At 70.0% G+C, this 16,584-nt stretch carries 16 protein-coding genes; 7 read left to right on the top strand and 9 right to left on the bottom strand.

Annotated elements, in window-relative coordinates:
• Nucleotides 1–292: 292 nt before the first annotated feature.
• On the bottom strand, nt 293–1,078 hold the full coding sequence (gene nagB, locus AC5P09_RS00080) for a glucosamine-6-phosphate deaminase (RefSeq protein WP_493872286.1): 786 nt from the start codon (nt 1,076–1,078) through the stop codon (nt 293–295).
• 140 nt (nt 1,079–1,218) lie between these two features.
• Nucleotides 1,219–1,971 (bottom strand): SDR family oxidoreductase, encoded by a 753-nt coding sequence (locus AC5P09_RS00075; RefSeq protein WP_493871816.1) that lies wholly within the window; start codon nt 1,969–1,971, stop codon nt 1,219–1,221.
• Nucleotides 1,972–2,067: 96 nt separating this feature from the next.
• Between AC5P09_RS00075 and AC5P09_RS00070 the strand changes: the two genes are divergently transcribed.
• Nucleotides 2,068–2,700 carry a TetR/AcrR family transcriptional regulator gene (locus tag AC5P09_RS00070; RefSeq protein WP_493871815.1) on the top strand — a complete coding sequence of 211 codons (633 nt, stop codon included), beginning with the start codon at nt 2,068–2,070 and terminating at the stop codon, nt 2,698–2,700.
• Nucleotides 2,701–3,076: 376 nt separating this feature from the next.
• Nucleotides 3,077–4,552: a sensor histidine kinase gene (locus tag AC5P09_RS00065; RefSeq protein WP_266433940.1), complete on the top strand. Its 1,476-nt coding sequence runs from the start codon at nt 3,077–3,079 to the stop codon at nt 4,550–4,552.
• A 190-nt stretch (nt 4,553–4,742) separates the two neighbouring features.
• Here AC5P09_RS00065 and AC5P09_RS00060 read toward each other — a convergent pair whose 3' ends face one another.
• Together AC5P09_RS00060 and AC5P09_RS00055 are read right to left on the bottom strand one after the other, a co-directional pair.
• Nucleotides 4,743–5,000 (bottom strand): WhiB family transcriptional regulator, encoded by a 258-nt coding sequence (locus tag AC5P09_RS00060; RefSeq protein WP_006142322.1) that lies wholly within the window; start codon nt 4,998–5,000, stop codon nt 4,743–4,745.
• Nucleotides 5,001–5,319: 319 nt separating this feature from the next.
• Nucleotides 5,320–6,288, bottom strand: coding sequence for a diacylglycerol/lipid kinase family protein (locus AC5P09_RS00055; protein WP_493871814.1), 969 nt, complete (start codon nt 6,286–6,288; stop codon nt 5,320–5,322).
• Nucleotides 6,289–6,404: 116 nt separating this feature from the next.
• Between AC5P09_RS00055 and AC5P09_RS00050 the strand changes: the two genes are divergently transcribed.
• A complete protein-coding gene (locus AC5P09_RS00050; RefSeq protein WP_493871813.1) occupies nt 6,405–6,857 on the top strand; it encodes a hypothetical protein in 453 nt (150 codons plus the stop codon).
• A 68-nt stretch (nt 6,858–6,925) separates the two neighbouring features.
• Here AC5P09_RS00050 and AC5P09_RS00045 read toward each other — a convergent pair whose 3' ends face one another.
• From AC5P09_RS00045 to AC5P09_RS00035, 3 genes are all read right to left on the bottom strand, one after another.
• The gene (locus tag AC5P09_RS00045) at nt 6,926–8,035 is read right to left on the bottom strand and encodes an RNA polymerase sigma factor SigF (protein ID WP_493871812.1); all 1,110 of its coding nucleotides are present in this window, start codon (nt 8,033–8,035) and stop codon (nt 6,926–6,928) included.
• On the bottom strand, nt 8,032–8,445 hold the full coding sequence (locus AC5P09_RS00040; protein WP_019058277.1) for an ATP-binding protein: 414 nt from the start codon (nt 8,443–8,445) through the stop codon (nt 8,032–8,034). Before AC5P09_RS00040 ends, AC5P09_RS00045 begins: the two co-directional genes overlap by 4 nt.
• Nucleotides 8,446–8,695: 250 nt before the next feature.
• Complete coding sequence (locus tag AC5P09_RS00035) at nt 8,696–8,956, bottom strand: UBP-type zinc finger domain-containing protein (RefSeq protein WP_493871811.1); 261 nt, start codon at nt 8,954–8,956, stop codon at nt 8,696–8,698.
• An 86-nt stretch (nt 8,957–9,042) separates the two neighbouring features.
• Here AC5P09_RS00035 and AC5P09_RS00030 point away from each other — a divergent pair, with 86 nt between their 5' ends.
• Nucleotides 9,043–10,638, top strand: coding sequence for a Na+/H+ antiporter (locus AC5P09_RS00030; RefSeq protein ID WP_493871810.1), 1,596 nt, complete (start codon nt 9,043–9,045; stop codon nt 10,636–10,638).
• 52 nt (nt 10,639–10,690) lie between these two features.
• Here AC5P09_RS00030 and AC5P09_RS00025 read toward each other — a convergent pair whose 3' ends face one another.
• Both AC5P09_RS00025 and AC5P09_RS00020 read right to left on the bottom strand, forming a co-directional pair.
• The gene (locus AC5P09_RS00025; protein WP_493871809.1) at nt 10,691–11,632 is read right to left on the bottom strand and encodes a 1-aminocyclopropane-1-carboxylate deaminase/D-cysteine desulfhydrase; all 942 of its coding nucleotides are present in this window, start codon (nt 11,630–11,632) and stop codon (nt 10,691–10,693) included.
• A gap of 23 nt (nt 11,633–11,655) precedes the next feature.
• The gene (locus AC5P09_RS00020) at nt 11,656–12,246 is read right to left on the bottom strand and encodes an N-acetylmuramoyl-L-alanine amidase (protein ID WP_493871808.1); all 591 of its coding nucleotides are present in this window, start codon (nt 12,244–12,246) and stop codon (nt 11,656–11,658) included.
• A 330-nt stretch (nt 12,247–12,576) separates the two neighbouring features.
• Here AC5P09_RS00020 and AC5P09_RS00015 point away from each other — a divergent pair, with 330 nt between their 5' ends.
• From AC5P09_RS00015 to AC5P09_RS00005, 3 genes are all read left to right on the top strand, one after another.
• Nucleotides 12,577–13,983 carry a family 2B encapsulin nanocompartment shell protein gene (locus AC5P09_RS00015; RefSeq protein ID WP_493871807.1) on the top strand — a complete coding sequence of 469 codons (1,407 nt, stop codon included), beginning with the start codon at nt 12,577–12,579 and terminating at the stop codon, nt 13,981–13,983.
• Between the two features lie 112 nt (nt 13,984–14,095).
• Complete coding sequence (locus tag AC5P09_RS00010) at nt 14,096–15,220, top strand: family 2 encapsulin nanocompartment cargo protein polyprenyl transferase (RefSeq protein ID WP_493871806.1); 1,125 nt, start codon at nt 14,096–14,098, stop codon at nt 15,218–15,220.
• Between the two features lie 167 nt (nt 15,221–15,387).
• Nucleotides 15,388–16,005 (top strand): GNAT family N-acetyltransferase, encoded by a 618-nt coding sequence (locus tag AC5P09_RS00005; RefSeq protein WP_493871805.1) that lies wholly within the window; start codon nt 15,388–15,390, stop codon nt 16,003–16,005.
• The last annotated feature ends 579 nt before the right edge of the window (nt 16,006–16,584 follow it).

Here is a 16,584-nt window from a genome sequence, read left to right as displayed (position 1 = left end):
AATCTCGCCCGGCGGGCGAGCTCCGCGCGGGCAGGGCCCCAACCCGCCCGGCGGACAGGCTCGCCATGCGGGCGGTGAGTCAGTCCCGCCCGGCGGTCAGGCTCCCGCACGGGCCGGGGCTCCAACTCCATCCGGCGGGCGGCCCCCGCACGGGCAGGACGCCGACCCACCCGGCGGACAAGCTCCCCGTTCACGGGCGGGCCCCAACCCCGCCCGGCCACCCCACCCGCATGACAAAGGTGCCGGTCAGCCCTCCCCGGTGCGGCCGGCACCTTCGCGCATCCCGCTCCCGCTAAATCCCCTGCCAGTCCGGCTTGTTGGCGTACGTGTGCCGGAAGTAGTCCGCCAGCTTCAGCTTGGACGCGGCGGCCTCGTCGACCACGACCGTGGCGTGCGGGTGGAGCTGCAGAGCCGAGGCGGGGCACACCGCGGCGACCGGTCCCTCCACGGTCGCGGCGACCGCGTCGGCCTTGCCCTCGCCCGTCGCCAGCAGCACCAGGTGCCGCGCCTCCAGGATCGTCCCGATGCCCTGCGTGATGACGTGGTGCGGCACCTGCTCGATGTCACCGTCGAAGAACCGCGCGTTGTCGACACGGGTCTGCTCGGTCAGCGTCTTGATCCGCGTCCGCGAGGCCAGCGAGGAGCACGGCTCGTTGAACCCGATGTGCCCGTCGGTGCCGATCCCGAGCAGCTGAAGGTCAACCCCGTCGGCCGCGGCCAGCGCCCTGTCGTACGCCTCGCATGCCCCCTGCACGTCCTCCGCCGTGCCGTCCGGCCCCATGAACGCCTCCATCCCGATCCCGAGCGGCTCCAGCACCTCACGCCTGAGCACCGAGCGGTACGACTCCGGGTGCTCGGCGGGCAGCCCCACGTACTCGTCGAGCTGCGCGATCCGCGCCCGAGAGGCGTCCACGGCACCGGAGCGCACCTTCGCCGCCAGCGCCTCGTAGATGGGCAGCGGCGTCGAGCCGGTGGCCACGCCGAGCAGGGCGTCGGGCCTGCGCCGCAGCAACTGTGCCATGGCCTCGGCGATGAGCTCGCCGCCCGACTTGGCGTCCGGAACGATGACAACTTCCACGCTGGGCCTGCCGATCTGAAGAGGGGCACTCACCTATGACCCGATAGGGCCTATGTGGTTTAGACCAATCTAACAGAGGCGGCTCCTACGGCCCAGGTAGCAGAACAAGGGGGACGCAGGCGCGCTGAGCCGGCGGAGTCCTACGTCAGCGAACCTCCCGTCACGTCCACCCAACTCCCCGTGACCCACCGGCCGCCATCCGACGCCAGGAACGCCACCACGTCCGCGACGTCGCCGGTCTCGCCCACCCGGCCCAGCGCCGAGAGCGCCGCCGCGTCCGCCCACGCGTCCTCGCTCTTGTGCAGCAGTTCATACGTGTTGTCGGTGGCGATGATCCCCGGTGCCACCGAGTTCACGGTGATGTTCCGGGGGCCGAGCACCTTCGACAGGTCCCGGGAGAGCACGTCCAGCGCGCTCTTCGTCATGGCGTACGCCATGTTGTTCGGCATCGCCGCTGTCCGGGCGAGTCCCGACGATATGTTGATGACCCGGCCGCCGTCCCGCAGGCGGGGCATGCCGTGCTTGACCAGGAAGAACGGTGCCTTCACGTTCACCGCGAAGACCGTGTCGTACTGCTCCTCGTCGAGCTCCTCGATCGGCCTGGTGCTCCCGATGGCGGCGTTGTTCACCAGGATGTCCAGGCCGTCCGCGTGCCGGTCGAACTCCTCCCACAGGGCCTCGGCGTCTCCCGGCAGCCCCAGTTCGACCCCGATCGCGAAGGCCGAGCCGCCGGCGGCCTCGATCGCCGCCACCGTCTCCTTGGCCGCCGCCTCGTTCCTGCCGTAGTGCACTGCGACCCGGGCGCCGTCGCGCCCCAGCCGCTCAGCGATTCCTCGGCCGATGCCCCTGCTCGCCCCGGTGACCAGAGCCGTCCTGCCCGCAAGTACGCCCATGTCGGCGCCCCCTTCGCATTTTCTAGCGGTCGCTACAGAAAAGACCGTACAACACGACCCCGACATTTCTCTAGCACCCGCTATACAATTCACTCCATGGTGAGCAGCGAGGAGACGAAAGCGCAGGCCAGGACCGCACCCAAGCCCCGGGGCCGCCCCCGCTCCTTCGACCGCGAGACCGCGCTGGAGAAGGCGCTCCTCGCCTTCTGGGAGCACGGCTACGAGGCCACATCGGTCTCGGACCTCACCCGCGTGATGGACATCGGTGCGCCCAGCCTCTACGCGGCCTTCGGCGACAAGCGCTCGCTGTTCGAGGAGGTCGTGCGGGAGTACGGCACGAAGTACGGCTCCTTCGGTGACCGCGCCCTCGCCGAGGAGCCCACGGCCTGTGCCGCCGTCGAGCGCATGCTGCGGGAGGCCGCCGTCGAGTACACCGACCCAGCCCACCCTTCCGGCTGTCTCGTGATCCATGCGGCGACCAACTGCACGACCCCCGAGATCGAGCAGTCCCTGCGGGATCGTCGCAACGCCAACATCGCCGCGTTCGAGAGCCGTATCAGGGCCGACATCGCCGCGGGCGAACTCCCGCCCGACACCGACGCCGCCGCCCTCGCCCGGTACACCGGCGCGATCATCCAGGGCATGTCCCAACAGGCGCGCGACGGCGCGAGCCGGGGGGAGTTGGAAGCGCTCGCGGAAATTGCCATGACCATCTGGCCCCGCACATGAACCCACACGGGTTAGGCTGCGTGGTGGATGCCAGGGCGTCCTACTACTGGGGACACCGTAGCGACGCCCGCGGAAAAAGTCCCAACAACAAACAGGCTTCAACGCATGGACACACGAAGTGGTCTAGTCCACAATGCGTAGGGACAAGTAAAAACGCGCATGCTTCCGCCTTCCCCGCACAGGAAGGCGGACCGAGGAACCGGAGCTCTCTGCCCTGACTGCCCCGGGTCCTCATCCTTCGGCCGACTGGGACCGCACACCCCACGGTCGATGTTGCTCCGGGCTGCGGTGCCGGGAGGGTTGAGGGTCCCTCTCAGGCGCCGCGGCCCGCGGGTGTTTTTCGGGCCCGCCCAAATGCCCGGGTACGCTCGCACACGTGCCCTCCATGAACGAACTCGTACACCAGCACACGGCCCTCGACGACTCCGACCTCGAGTGGCTCCACCTGCTGGTCTCGGAGTGGCAGCTGCTCTCCGACCTCTCCTTCGCCGACCTCGTGCTGTGGGTCCCCACCCGCGACGGCACTCGCTATGTCTCCGTAGCCCAGATGCGGCCCAACACCGGCCCCACCTCCTACCAGGACGACATGGTCGGCCACCTCGTCCCCCGCGGCCGCCGCCCCCTGCTGGACGCCGCCCACGACGAGGGCCGGATCGTGCGCGAGGGCGACCCGGAGTGGCGCGAAGAGGTCCCGGTCCGCGTCGAGTCGATTCCCGTACGACGGGAAGGGCGCGTGCTCGGTGTCATCGCGCGCAACACCAACCTCCTCACCGTGCGCACTCCGAGCCGCCTGGAGCTGACGTACCTCCAGAGCGCCTCGGACCTCGCGCAGATGATCGCGGCCGGTTCCTTCCCGTTCGCGAACCAGCAGGTCGACATGGACGCCTCGCCCCGCGTCGGCGACGGTCTGATCCGCCTGGACGCGGACGGCGTCGTCCAGTACGCCTCGCCGAACGCGCTGTCCGCCTACCACCGGATGGGCCTCGCCTCCGACCTCGTCGGCCACCACCTCGGCAAGACCACCGCCGAACTCGCGCCCACCCACGGGCCGGTGGACGAGGCGCTCGCCAAGGTCGCCAGCGGGTGGGCGCCGCGCGAGTTCGAGATCGAGGCCCGCGACGGTGTGATCCAGTTCCGGGCGATCCCGCTCAAGCCCAAGGGCACCCGGATCGGTTCACTGGTGCTGCTCCGCGACGTCACGGAACTGCGCCGCCGCGAGCGCGAGTTGATCACCAAGGATGCGACGATCAGGGAGATCCACCACCGCGTCAAGAACAACCTCCAGACGGTGGCGGCGCTGCTGAGACTCCAGGCCCGGCGCATCGACTCCGAGAGCGGCCGCGAGGCGCTCGAAGAGGCGGTCCGGCGGGTCGGGTCCATCGCGATCGTGCACGAGACGCTGTCCCAGAATCTGGACGAGCGCGTGGAGTTCGACGAAATCGCCGACCGAGTCCTCGCGATGGTCGCCGAGATTTCGCCGGGCAAGGTCGCCGGCCGGCGCACCGGCCGCTTCGGCATCCTGGACGCGGAGGTCGCCACACCGCTGTCCATGGTTCTGACCGAGATCCTTCAGAACGCCCTGGAACACGGCTTTCGCGAGGGCGACACCGGCACCGTGGAGGTCTCCGCGGTCCGGGGCGGCACCACCAAGGAGTCCCGCCTCCTCGTCACCGTCCAGGACGACGGTGTCGGCCTCCCCGAGGGCTTCGACCCGCACACCGCCGGCAACCTCGGCCTGCAGATCGTACGAACCCTGGTGGAGGGCGAGTTGGGCGGCACGTTCGACATGGTTCCGGCTCCCGAGCGGGGAACCCAGGTGATCCTGGACATTCCGGTGCGGGCACACAAGTAGCGCCGCGCGAGAGGCCGGACCGGAGTCGGCGCACAGCAAAGAGCCCCGGACCGTTCAAGGTCCGGGGCCCAACATGCTCGTTGCCAGCATTTGCTGCGCATCGGGGGTACTGCGCGCTGCGGCTCGGGGGCGGGAGATGCGTACTCGCTGTACGCGCCGCCAAGCTCAGGCTGTTTGCGGGGCGGGTGTGTCAGGCAGAAGCCTGACGGGCCCGGTTGCGGGCGGCGCGGCGCTTCATGGCGCGGCGCTCGTCCTCGCTGAGACCACCCCAGACGCCGGAGTCCTGGCCGGACTCGAGCGCCCACTGCAGGCACTGATCCATAACGGGACAGCGACGGCAGACGGCCTTGGCTTCCTCGATCTGCAGCAGCGCAGGACCGGTGTTGCCGATGGGGAAGAAGAGCTCGGGGTCTTCCTCGCGGCAAACGGCGTTGTGACGCCAGTCCATGGCTGCTACCTCTCCTTGGTATTACATGCAAGTTGCTTGTGAATGTGAACGCTTTCACGAATCCCTCAACAAGTGAAGGGCCGACTGCCAGGTTTCCTGGTGTGGTCCTGTGATTTGGAGAGGGGTTCCGGTGATCTGCTGAGGCCGATGCTGCGGGCCGTCCCGATCGCCACGTAGAGACTCGCAAACCTCAGCGGCGGATACAACCCCTTCCGGAAAGTTTTTTTTGATTCCTCGGTGTCGACTAGGTCACAGCCGTACTTCCATGGGGTGGACCCTGGTCTAAACGTTCGAGTGAAAGGACTTTGGCCCCTTCTGCTCACACAATCACACGCAGTGCACGGCGTACGCCTGTGAACGTCACGCTCGTACGCAGTCCGAGGTGGTCGCCGTCCATCTGGAGGGGCAGCGGCACCTTCGAATGCAAGGTGAACTGGTCCAGGTCGTGCAGGGATACCGCGTGCTTGCCGTGCGGTCCACGCTCGGGGGACGAAGTGAGCAACTGGGTGCCATACCGGGCAACCGCGGTCGTCGTCATACGGCTGAGACCGAGTACGTCGAGGCCTTTATCGAACGAGGCCTTAGGTGACGCGTACATCGGGTGATTGCCCAGGAAGGTCCACGGAGAGGTGTTCGAGACTATGGAGAGGACCAGATCGGTCACCGGCTCCGTGTCCGGCCGCTCCAGCGTGATCGTCCCGTGCCGCCGGTGCGCCTCGCCGAAGAACTGGCGCATCGCCTGGCGGACGTAGAGCGCGTGGGTGGACCTTCTGCCGCGCTCGCGCTGCTGCTCGACGCGCCCCACCACACCGGCGTCGAAGCCGAGTCCGGCGTTGAAGGTGAACCAGCGGGACGGCACGGCCTCGTCGTCCGTGCCAGGGGTACCCGAGGTCAGGCCCAGGCCGACCGTGCGTTCGCTGCCCTCGCGCAGGGCGTCGAGCAGGGCGCCGGTGGCTTCCACGGCGTCGTTGGGCAGCCCCAGGGCGCGGGCGAAGACGTTGGTCGAGCCGCCGGGGACCACCGCGAGGCCGGGCAGGCGCTCCGGGTCGGGGCCGGCGTGTAGGAGGCCGTTGACCACCTCGTTGACCGTGCCGTCGCCGCCGAGGGCCACGATCAGGTCGACGTCCGCGCTCTCCGCCGCCTGGCGGCCCAGGTCGCGCGCGTGGCCTCGGTACTCGGTGGTGACCGCCTCGAGCTTCATCTCGCTCGCGAGCGCGTGGATCAGGACGTCGCGCGTACGTGCGCTTGTGGTGGTTGCCGCCGGATTGACCACGAGAAGTGCACGCATGAGTTGCAGCGTACCTACTGGGTGGTACCGGGCACAGGGCGAGGTAGGGATCAAGTAAGACTTCCGGGCGTGAACCTTGCCACGAGGGCGTACGGACCGAGAGTTACCCTGCTGGGGTGAGCGCTGAAAACCCCACCCCCGAAGCCGCGGAAGCCGCCCGAGCGGCGGAGCCCCGTCCCGGCCGGCTGACCGCCGCGGCGGCGCTGACCGCGCTGGAGGGGCTCGCCCTGGCCGTCGGCGGTGCCTGGATGCTGGTGGAGGGCTTCGCGGGGGACCCGGACGACCGGCAGTCGGCCGTCACCGGCGGCATCACCCTGATCGTGCTCGCGCTGCTGCCGCTGCTCGCCGCGCGCGGACTGCTCGCCCGGCGCAGCTGGAGCCGGGGGCCGGCCGTCATCACCCAGATCATGGCCTTGCCGGTGGCCTACAACCTGCTTCAGGCCGACAGCGTGGCGATCCCGGCGGGCATCGCGCTCGCCGTCGTGGCCTTGGCCGCGCTGGTGCTGCTCATCAATGCGGAGACGACCCGGGCCCTCGGGATCCGGGGGCCCGGCAACGTGCAGAAGTAACCGCCGCAGGCGTTGCTCACGAAGCATTGCTCCCGAAGCATTGCCCCCGGAGCGTTACTCCTGAGGCGTTACTCCTCCACCAGCAGCTTCTCCCGCAGCTGTGCCAGTGTCCGGGCCAGCAGCCGGGACACGTGCATCTGCGAGATGCCGACCTCCTGCGCGATCTGCGACTGGGTCATGTTGCCGAAGAACCGCAGCAACAGGATCCGCTTCTCGCGCGGGGGCAGGTCCTCGAGGAGCGGCTTGAGCGACTCCCGGTACTCGACGCCTTCCAGCGCCTCGTCCTCCGCGCCCAGGGTGTCCGCGACCGCCGGGGACTCGTCGTCGGTGTCGGGGACGTCCAGGGACAGCGTGGAGTACGCGTTGGCGGACTCCAGGCCCTCCAGGACCTCCTCCTCCGAGATGGCCAGCTTCTCGGCCAGCTCGTGCACCGTCGGGGAGCGGCCGTGCTGCTGGGACAGCTCGGCCGTGGCCGTGGTCAGCGCGAGGCGCAGCTCCTGGAGCCTGCGCGGCACCCGCACCGCCCAGCCCTTGTCGCGGAAGTGCCGCTTGATCTCGCCGACGACCGTCGGGGTCGCGTACGTCGAGAACTCCACCCCGCGGTCCGGGTCGAAGCGGTCGACCGACTTGATCAGGCCGATGGTGGCGACCTGGGTGAGGTCGTCCAGCGGCTCTCCCCGGTTCCGGAAACGGCGCGCGAGGTGCTCGACGAGCGGCAGGTGCATGCGGACCAGCCTGTTGCGCAACTCCGCGTACTCCGGGCTGCCGTCCTTCAGGGTGCGCAGCTCCAGGAACAAGGCACGCGCCCCGCTGCGGTCCTGAGGGTCGTGCCGCGTGGCCTGCACGCGCTGCGGGGCCTTCTCGTCGTCTCGCTCGTGCTCGCTCATCGTCCCGCCCGTAGCCCTTCCCCGAGCCCTCGCCTGCGCTCGGACAGGGGACACCCCGATCCGTCCGTCCAGAGGCGTGCTCTGTACGGCACCTTCCCGATCACCCTGCCCGTCGTCCACGACGCCGGTCTCCGAGGAGTCGTCCTCCGGGTGCGGACGGGCCTGCTCGGGGATGCCGTCGATGCCGTCCGCCATGCGTCGGGACGTGCTCGGGCCGCCCGTGTCCTCGGCGACCGGCAGCTCCCGTGTGCCGCGCTCTTCGTCCCGCACCGGCCCGTCCCCGTCCCTCACGCCGGCCCGGGTCCCGCGCCGCGCTGTTTGTAGAGGCTGATCGAAACGGTCTTGTCCTCGTCGACCGCCGATGAGACCTTGCCCGCGAGGGCCGACAGCACGGTCCAGGCGAAGGTGTCCCGCGCGGGGGCGTGACCGTCCGTGGTCGGCGCCGAGACGGTGACCTCCAGTGAGTCGTCGACAAGGCGGAAGACGCAACTGAGTACGGAGCCGGGCACGGCCTGCTGCAGCAGGATCGCGCAGGCCTCGTCCACCGCGATGCGAAGATCCTCGATCTCGTCGAGGGTGAAGTCCAAACGGGCCGCGAGACCGGCCGTGGCCGTACGCAGCACCGACAGGTAGGCACCCGCAGCCGGCAGCCGGACTTCGACGAAGTCCTGGGTCGCGGGCTCGCCTGCGATCTGGGACACCCTCACCTCCAAGGTGGTACAAGCTTCTCGGGGCCGAGGGTCGCCCCCCGGGATAACGCGATACGTGGTTCTGCGGTGACGCTACCGCGCTCTCGACTTTCCTGTCCCCAGGACCCCAACCCCACGCTGTCACTCATAGTAAACATGCGAACACGCTCCGTGGCTAGGGGGTTCGCGGACCCAATTGGGAAGAGCGCGCGCCGGGTTGACGTACCCAGGCGTCAGACGGTCGAACCGTCCGGATCGAGGGTCATACGAGGACGTGGTCGACGAAGCACCACCGCCATGCCTCACCGGGCTCGAAGGTCCGCATGATCGGGTGTCCGGAGTCCTTGTAGTGCTCCGTCGCGTGCCGATGCGGAGAGGAGTCGCAGCAGCCGACGTGGCCGCAGGTCAGGCACAGCCGAAGCTGTACCGGGTGTGTGCTGGACGCCAGACACTCCAGGCAGGTCTCGCTCAGCGGCCCGGGTTCCGGGTGCGGCAGCGCGTCGGCGTGCGTGCACTGTTTCATGATTGCCAGGTTACGACGGCTGTGCGGACGACCGCGCGGAATACCGAGGGCGGGCGAAGGACGATGAACGAGGGTGGGCGAGGATCATGGATGTGATGCCCCTGCTGTTGCTGGTGGCGGGCAGCGCGGTGATCGCCGCGGCCGCCCGCCGGACCCCCGTGCCGGCACCGCTGCTGCTGGTCGCCGCCGGGCTCGTGATCTCGTACGTCCCAGGGGTCCCGGACTACACCCTTGATCCGCACATCGTGCTGCCGCTCATCCTGCCCCCGCTGCTGTACACGGCGGCCACCGACAGCTCGTACCTGGATCTGCGCGCACAACTGCGGCCCGTGGCACTTCTGTCCGTCGGGTACGTCCTCTTCGCGACCTTCGCCGTGGGCTGGGCCGCCTACCTGATCGTGCCGGACCTGCCGCTGACCGCGGCGCTGGTGCTGGGCGCGGTGGTGGCGCCGCCGGACGCGGTCGCGGCCACGGCCGTCGCGCGCCGGGTCGGGCTGCCCTCCCGGGTCACCACGATTCTCCAGGGTGAGTCGCTGGTGAACGACGCCACCGCGATCACCGCCTACCGGGTGGCCCTGGCGGCGGCGGTCGGCGAGGGCGCCACCTGGGCCGGCGGGATCGGCGAGTTCCTGCTCGCGGCGGTCGGCGGCGTCGGCTTCGGGCTGGTGCTGATGGTGCCGATCCACTGGCTGCGCACCCACCTCAAGGAGGCGCTGCTGCAGAACACGCTGTCCCTGCTGATCCCGTTCGTGGCGTACGCCGCCGCCGAACAGGTGCACGCCTCCGGTGTTCTCGCGGTCGTCACGGTCGCGCTCTATCTCGGACACCGCGCGTGGGAGGTCGACTTCGCGACCCGCCTCCAGGAGGACGCGGTGTGGAGGATGGTCGCGTTCGTCCTGGAGTCGGCGGTGTTCGCCCTGATCGGACTGCAACTGCCCGTGATCCTCAGGGGCCTCGGGGAGTACGAGGGCGGCCGCGCCGCCTGGTACGCGGTCGCCGTCTTCCTCGTCGTCGTGGTGACCCGGTTCGTGTGGGTGTACCCGGCGACCTTCCTGCCCCGCCACCTGTCGGCCCGTATCCGGGAACGCGAGGAGAACCCCACCTGGAAGGCGCCGTTCGTCATCTCCTGGGCCGGCATGAGAGGCGTGGTCTCCCTGGCCATCGCCTTCTCCATCCCGATGACGATGCATGGCGGCGAGCCCTTCCCCGAGCGCAACCTCATCCTCTTCCTGACCTTCACCACGGTCATCGGAACACTGGTCCTCCAGGGCCTCACCCTGCCCCCGCTGATCCGCCTCCTGAAACTTCCCGGCCGGGACGCCCAGGCCGAGACCCTCGCGGAGGCGAACGCCCAGGCGCAGGCCTCCCGGGCCGCCGAGCGCCGCCTGGACGAACTCCTCTCCGACGAGCGCAACGCCCTCCCACCGCCGCTCGCAGACCGCCTCCGCAGCGTCCTGGAACGCCGCCGCAACGCCGTCTGGGAACGCCTCGGCCAGGTCAACCCCCTCACCGGCGAAACCGTCGACGACACCTACCGCCGTCTGGCCCGGCAGATGATCAGCGCCGAGCGCGCGGTCTTCGTCAAGCTCCGTGACGCCCGCCACATCGACGACGAGATGCTGCGGACGCTGCTGCGCCGGCTGGACCTGGAGGAGGCGGCCGCCTATCGGGAGGCGGCGTGAGCATCCGGCCAAGAAGCAGCCCAAGCGCGGCTTCAGCCGGAAGTCCCGCCCGTCACCGGCCGAACGGCGCCCCGGTCACCACCGCGACCACCGCATCCCCCTTCCCGAACGCCCCCTCCTCCATCATCACGACAAGCCCATACAGCAACTTGGCGACATAGAGACGCTCGACCACCACCCCGTGCCGCTCCTCGAAGTCCTTGGCGAAGGCGTCGAGTTCGGCGGTGGTACGGCCGTAGCCCCCGAAATGGAAGCGGTCGTCGAGTGCCCAGTCGCCGCGCCGCTCGCCGAAGGCCTGCTCCTGGAGCCGCTCGATGTCGGCCGCCAGGAAGGCGCCTTTCAGCACCGGTATGCCCAACGCCCGTTGCCCGGGCTCCAGTCCTGCCGCCAGCCCGGCCAGTGTGCCGCCCGTACCGCAGGCGAGCGCGACGACATCGGCCTGCCCCCGCAGCTCCTCGCCGAGCTCCCGACAGCCTCGTACGGCAAGCGCGTTGCTGCCGCCCTCCGGGACGACGTACGCCCCTTCGGCGCCGGCCGCCCGCAGCAGCCTCGCCTGGATCTCCGTCTCGCCCTTGCGTCGATATGTCGTCCTGTCGACGAAGTGCAGCCGCATGCCGTCGGCCACACACCTGGCGAGGGAGGGATTGAGAGGGCGGTCGGCCAGTTCCTGGCCCCGCACGATACCGATCGTGGGGATGCCCAGGAGGCGGCCGGCCGCGGCCGTGGCGCGCAGGTGGTTGGAGTACGCGCCGCCGAAGGTGACGACCGTACGGCCGGCTGCGGCGATGATATTGGGGGCGAGTTTGCGCCACTTGTTGCCGACGAGTTCGGGGTGGATCAGGTCGTCGCGCTTGAGCAGCAGGCGGACGCCCCGGCGAGTGAAGCGGTCGTCGGTGACCTCCTGCAACGGCGAGGGGAGCCGTGGGCGGAGGGCGGCGAGGTCGGAGGCGTCGGGGCTGGTCACAGCTCCATTGTCGCCACCCGTTGACGTCATCTGTCCGGTGCGGTCGCGTCAGGTCACTTCAGGCGATCCCGGATCCGCTTGCGCATCGACGCCATCGTGAAGCCCCGCGGATCCACTTTCCCCGGCTGCCACTCCAGATGGCCGACGACCGATCGTTCCGTCCAGCCGTGGTGGCGGCAGATCGCGGCGGCCGCTCTCTCGATCGCGTCCAGCTGGGCCTCGGGCCAGTGGTCCTTGCCGTCGCCGAGGTTCTCGCACTCGAAGCCGTAGAAGTGACGGTTGCCGTCGGTGTTGGCCTCGTTGTCGTGGGGGAGTGCCTTCTCGGCGATCACCGCGCGCAGGACGTCGTCGTCACCGAGACCGGCGTGGTTGGCGCGGCCGTAGCCGACGAGGTGCACACGGCCGTCCTTGGTGATGACGCCGTGGCACAGCGGGCCCGGGAGGCCCTCGTAGCCGTTCCGGCAGAGCTTCACCGTGCGTTCGCTGCCCTTGGTCACGGTGTGGTGGATCATCACGCCGTGGACGGGGCCCCACGGACCCTTGTGGTTGCGGTTGTGGTGCTCCCAGTCGCCGACCTCGACGACGCTGATCCCCTCCGCCCGCAATCGGGCCAGGAAACCACCCGCGGACATGGGTGAGGCCATGGCCGCCTCCTTCACGCTGCACGCCGACCGCCGTGCGCGGCCGCCTCATACCGCTTGCTTGTATCGGAAGCGGAGGATCCGGACTAGCGGAGGATCCGGACTACTCGTCCGCACGGCGTGCGAGCCGATCCGGACAACCTCTGTCCGGTCCCCGGACAGGCGAAGTGGAAGGCGGTGTTGGACGGGATCCCCCTATGTGCCCAGTCGGACGGTGATCCATTCCCGCTCGTTCGTGTAATAGCACCGGAACGGTCCGTGATGGAAGGCTTGTGCGTGGAGATCGACGCGTGGCGCAGATCAGCGCCGGGCAAACCGGGAGGGCAATTCCTTATGTCGGTAGGCGAAGAGGTCCGCACCGAGCAGGACAGGCCGCAGCAGAGCCTCGGCACGGCGGCCGCGCGGAACCTGGCCACCACCACCAAGTCCGTACCGCAGATGCAGGAGATCAGCTCCCGCTGGCTGCTGCGCACGCTGCCCTGGGTGAATGTGCAGGGTGGCACGTACCGGGTGAACCGGCGCCTCACCTATGCCGTGGGGGACGGCCGGGTGACGTTCGTGAAGACCGGTGACCGCGTCGAGGTGATCCCCGCCGAGTTGCGCGAGCTTCCCGCACTGCGGTCCTACGAAGACGAGGAGGTGCTCACCGAGCTCGCCCGGCGCTGCGAGCAACGGGAGTTCGACGCGGGGGCGGTGATCGCAGAGTTCGGCAGCCAGACCGACGAGGTCTTCCTGCTGGCGCACGGCAGGGTGGAGAAGGTCGGCACCGGCCCGTACGGCGACGACGCGGTCCTCGGAGTCCTCGCCGACGGCGCGTACTTCGGCGACCAGGGGCTCCTCGACCCGGACACCATCTGGGAGTACACGGCCCGGGCGGTCACCGCGTGCACGGTGCTCGTCCTGCCCCGCCAGCATGTCGAGCAGGTCGCCGAGCGCTCCGAGTCCCTGGGCGGGCACCTCCAGGAGCAGCGCGCGATCCCCTCGCAGCGCACCAACAAGTTCGGCGAGAAGGAGATCGACCTCGCGGCCGGCCATGACGGCGAGCCGGACATCCCGCACACCTTCGTGGACTACGAGGCCAGGCCCCGCGAGTACGAACTGAGCATCGCCCAGACCGTACTGCGCATCCACTCCCGCGTGGCCGACCTCTACAACCAGCCGATGAACCAGACCGAGCAGCAGATCCGGCTGACGGTCGAGGCGTTGAAGGAACGCCAGGAGCACGAGCTCGTCAACAACCGCGAGTTCGGGCTGCTGCACAACTGCGAGTACGACCAGCGGCTCCAGCCGCACGACGGCGTGCCCAGCCCCGACGACCTGGACGAGCTGCTCAGCAGGCGGCGCGGCACCAAGCTGCTGCTCGCCCACCCGCGCGCGATCTCCGCCATCGGGCGCGAGCTCAACAAGCGCGGCCTCGTCCCGGAGACCATCGAGATGGCGGGCAACCGGATTCCCACCTGGCGCGGCGTGCCGATCTACCCGTGCAACAAGATCCCGGTCACCGAGGCCCGTACGACCTCGATCATCGCCATGCGTACCGGCGAAGCCGAGCAGGGCGTCATCGGTCTTCAGCAGGCCGGCATCCCGGACGAGATCGAGCCGAGCCTGTCGGTGCGCTTCATGGGGATCAATGAGCAGGCGATCATCAAGTACCTGGTGACGGCCTACTACTCGGCCGCGGTCCTCGTGCCGGACGCGCTCGGCGTCCTGGAGAACGTCGAGATCGGCCGCTGGAGGTGACGTCCCCGCACCTGAAAGCCGTGTCCCCGCCCTTCGGGGCGGGTACACCCCGGTCGTACGCGCCCAGCCACAGAGCAGACGCGACGGTCCGCGGACTGCCGAGGGGGACCCCATGGCCGAGTTCATGACGGAGACGAAGCAGGGCGTCGGCGCACAGTCCACCGGACAGTGCGCCGGACACCCCAGCGGGCACTCCGCGGGCGCGCATCCGCTCGACGGGCACGAGGCCGGGGTGATCCTGGAGCGGGCCCGGACGTCGGTCGACCCCGAGCTGCGTTCCGCCCTCGAGTCGTTGCCCGGCTCCATGCGCCGTATCGCGCTCTACCACTTCGGCTGGGAGCAGGCGGACGGCAGTCCGGCGGCGGGCAACGCGGGAAAGGCCATACGCCCCGCGCTCGTTCTCACCGCGGCTGCGGCACTGGGCGGACCGGGGGCGCGGACGGCGGCCGTACGGGCGGCCGCGGCGGTGGAACTGATCCACAACTTCACGCTGCTGCACGACGACGTGATGGACCGGGACACCACCCGGCGGCACCGGGCCACCGCGTGGACCGTGTTCGGTGACGCCGACGCGATCCTCGCCGGGGACGCGCTTCAGGCGCTCGCCCTGCGGCTGCTCGCCGAGGATCCCCATCCGGCGTCCGCCCGGGCCGCCGCCCGGCTCGCGGACTGTGTCGTCGAGCTGTGCGCCGGCCAGCACGCGGACACCGCCCTGGAGCTGTGCCGCCCGGGCGATGTCACCCTCGACGAGGCGCTCGCCATGGCCGAGGCCAAGACGGGAGCGCTGCTCGGATGCGCCTGCGCGCTGGGCGCCCTGTACGCGGGGGCACCGGAGGAGGACGTCGAGGCGCTGGACGCGTTCGGCCGTGAGGCCGGGCTCGCCTTCCAGCTCATCGACGACGTGATCGGCATATGGGGCGATCCCGGCAGCACCGGCAAGCCGGTCGGTGCGGATCTCGTCGCCCGCAAGAAGTCGCTGCCGGTCGTCGCCGCGCTCACCTCCGGCACGCCGGCGGCCGGAGAACTGGCCGAGCTGTACGGCGTTCCGTACGAGGAGGGGGATCTGGAGCGGACTGTTCTCGCCGTGGAGCGGGCGGGCGGTCGCGACTGGGCGCAGGTCCAGGCCGCCGACCGCATGGCCCGCGCCATGCAGGAGCTGGCCCGCGCGGTGTCCGACCCGGAGGCGGCGGGCGGGTTGCTGGCGCTGGCGGAGTTCGTGACGCGGCGCAGCAGCTGAAGTTACCCCGGAGCCGTCGGGGCCGTGCGGTCCTGACCCCGCGCGGCTGTCGGCGGCTCCGGTCGGGCGGGTCCCGCACATCCCCACGGTGTGCGGGACCTCGCCGGTTCGTCCCGATAGGCTCAACGCTCGTACGGTCAAGGGCAGTTGACGCGAAGGGGCGGAACATGGGCGTGGTGATCCGGACGGCGAGCGCGGACGACCGTGAGCTGGTCGTCCGACTGCTGGACGCGGCCTTCCAGGACGATCCGGTCAGTCGTTGGGTATTCCCCGGCGACGAGCACCGCCGTACGACGCACCCCAGGCTGATGGCCGCGTTCACCGACATCGTGTTCGCCGAGGGCCGTGTGGACGTCACCGAGGACGGCACGGCGTGCGCGCTGTGGCTGTCCGTACCGGCGGCGGACGACCACGGTCAGGGCGACGGCCAGGACACCGGCGAGGACGACGGCCCCGCCCAGGTGCGCGCCGCCGTCGACCCCGACAACGAGCGCGTCGAAGTCATCGGCCGGCTCACCGCCGGTATTCACCCCTCGGGCCGCGCCCACGCCTACCTGTGGATGATCGGCGTCGCCCCCGAGCACCAGGGCGAGGGCCTGGGCACGGCGCTCATCGCCTCGGTGCTCGACCGCTGCGACCGCGAGGGCCTGCCCGCCTATCTGGAGGCCAGCAACGCCCGCAGCCGCAAGCTCTACGAGCGCCTCGGCTTCGAGCTCGTCGGCGCCCCCCTCGACCTGCCGGACGGCCCGCAGATGCGGCCGATGTGGCGCGAGCCGCGCAGCTGAGCCAGGTCCTCCGGTGTGCCGGCATCCGGCAGTTGAGCGGCGTCTTCGGTATGTCGCCCCGTACCTGAGCCGCGCTTTCGGTGTGCCGGCACCCGGCAGCTGGGCCCGGCCTCCGGCATACTGCCCCGGCAGCTGAGCCCCGCCTCCGGCACGCCGCCCCGCACCTGAGCCCGGCCTCCCGTATGCCGCCCCCCGCAGCCCCACCCTTCCCGCTACCGTTCCTGGGCAGTGAGCGGGAGTGAGTCCGCGCACTGGCACGCCCCGAACGGTCTTGGGCGCACTGGTCGTCCGCTTTCGCAACCGGGTGGCGACACGGATCCTGTCCGTGGTCCGGTCCCGGAAGGGCGGAGTCCCTCACGACCTGGCCATATGAACGCGGCCAGAGGCGACGGGGAGGCCCTGAACCATCTCGCTGGTGGAGCAGGGGCCCCGCACGCCGGCACCGCGCTCGGCGTCCCAGATCGCGTCGCTCACGTTACTCCGGCCTGAACTGGACACCGCAAGCCCGAAAGCCGACGATCACACGATCGAGCTAAATCACCCTCACGCACGCTTCCCGGCGAGCAGTTGCCTACCCCT

It is taken from the genome of Streptomyces sp. a15 (assembly GCF_059026085.1).
This window is presented reverse-complemented; position numbering and strand designations above follow the sequence as displayed.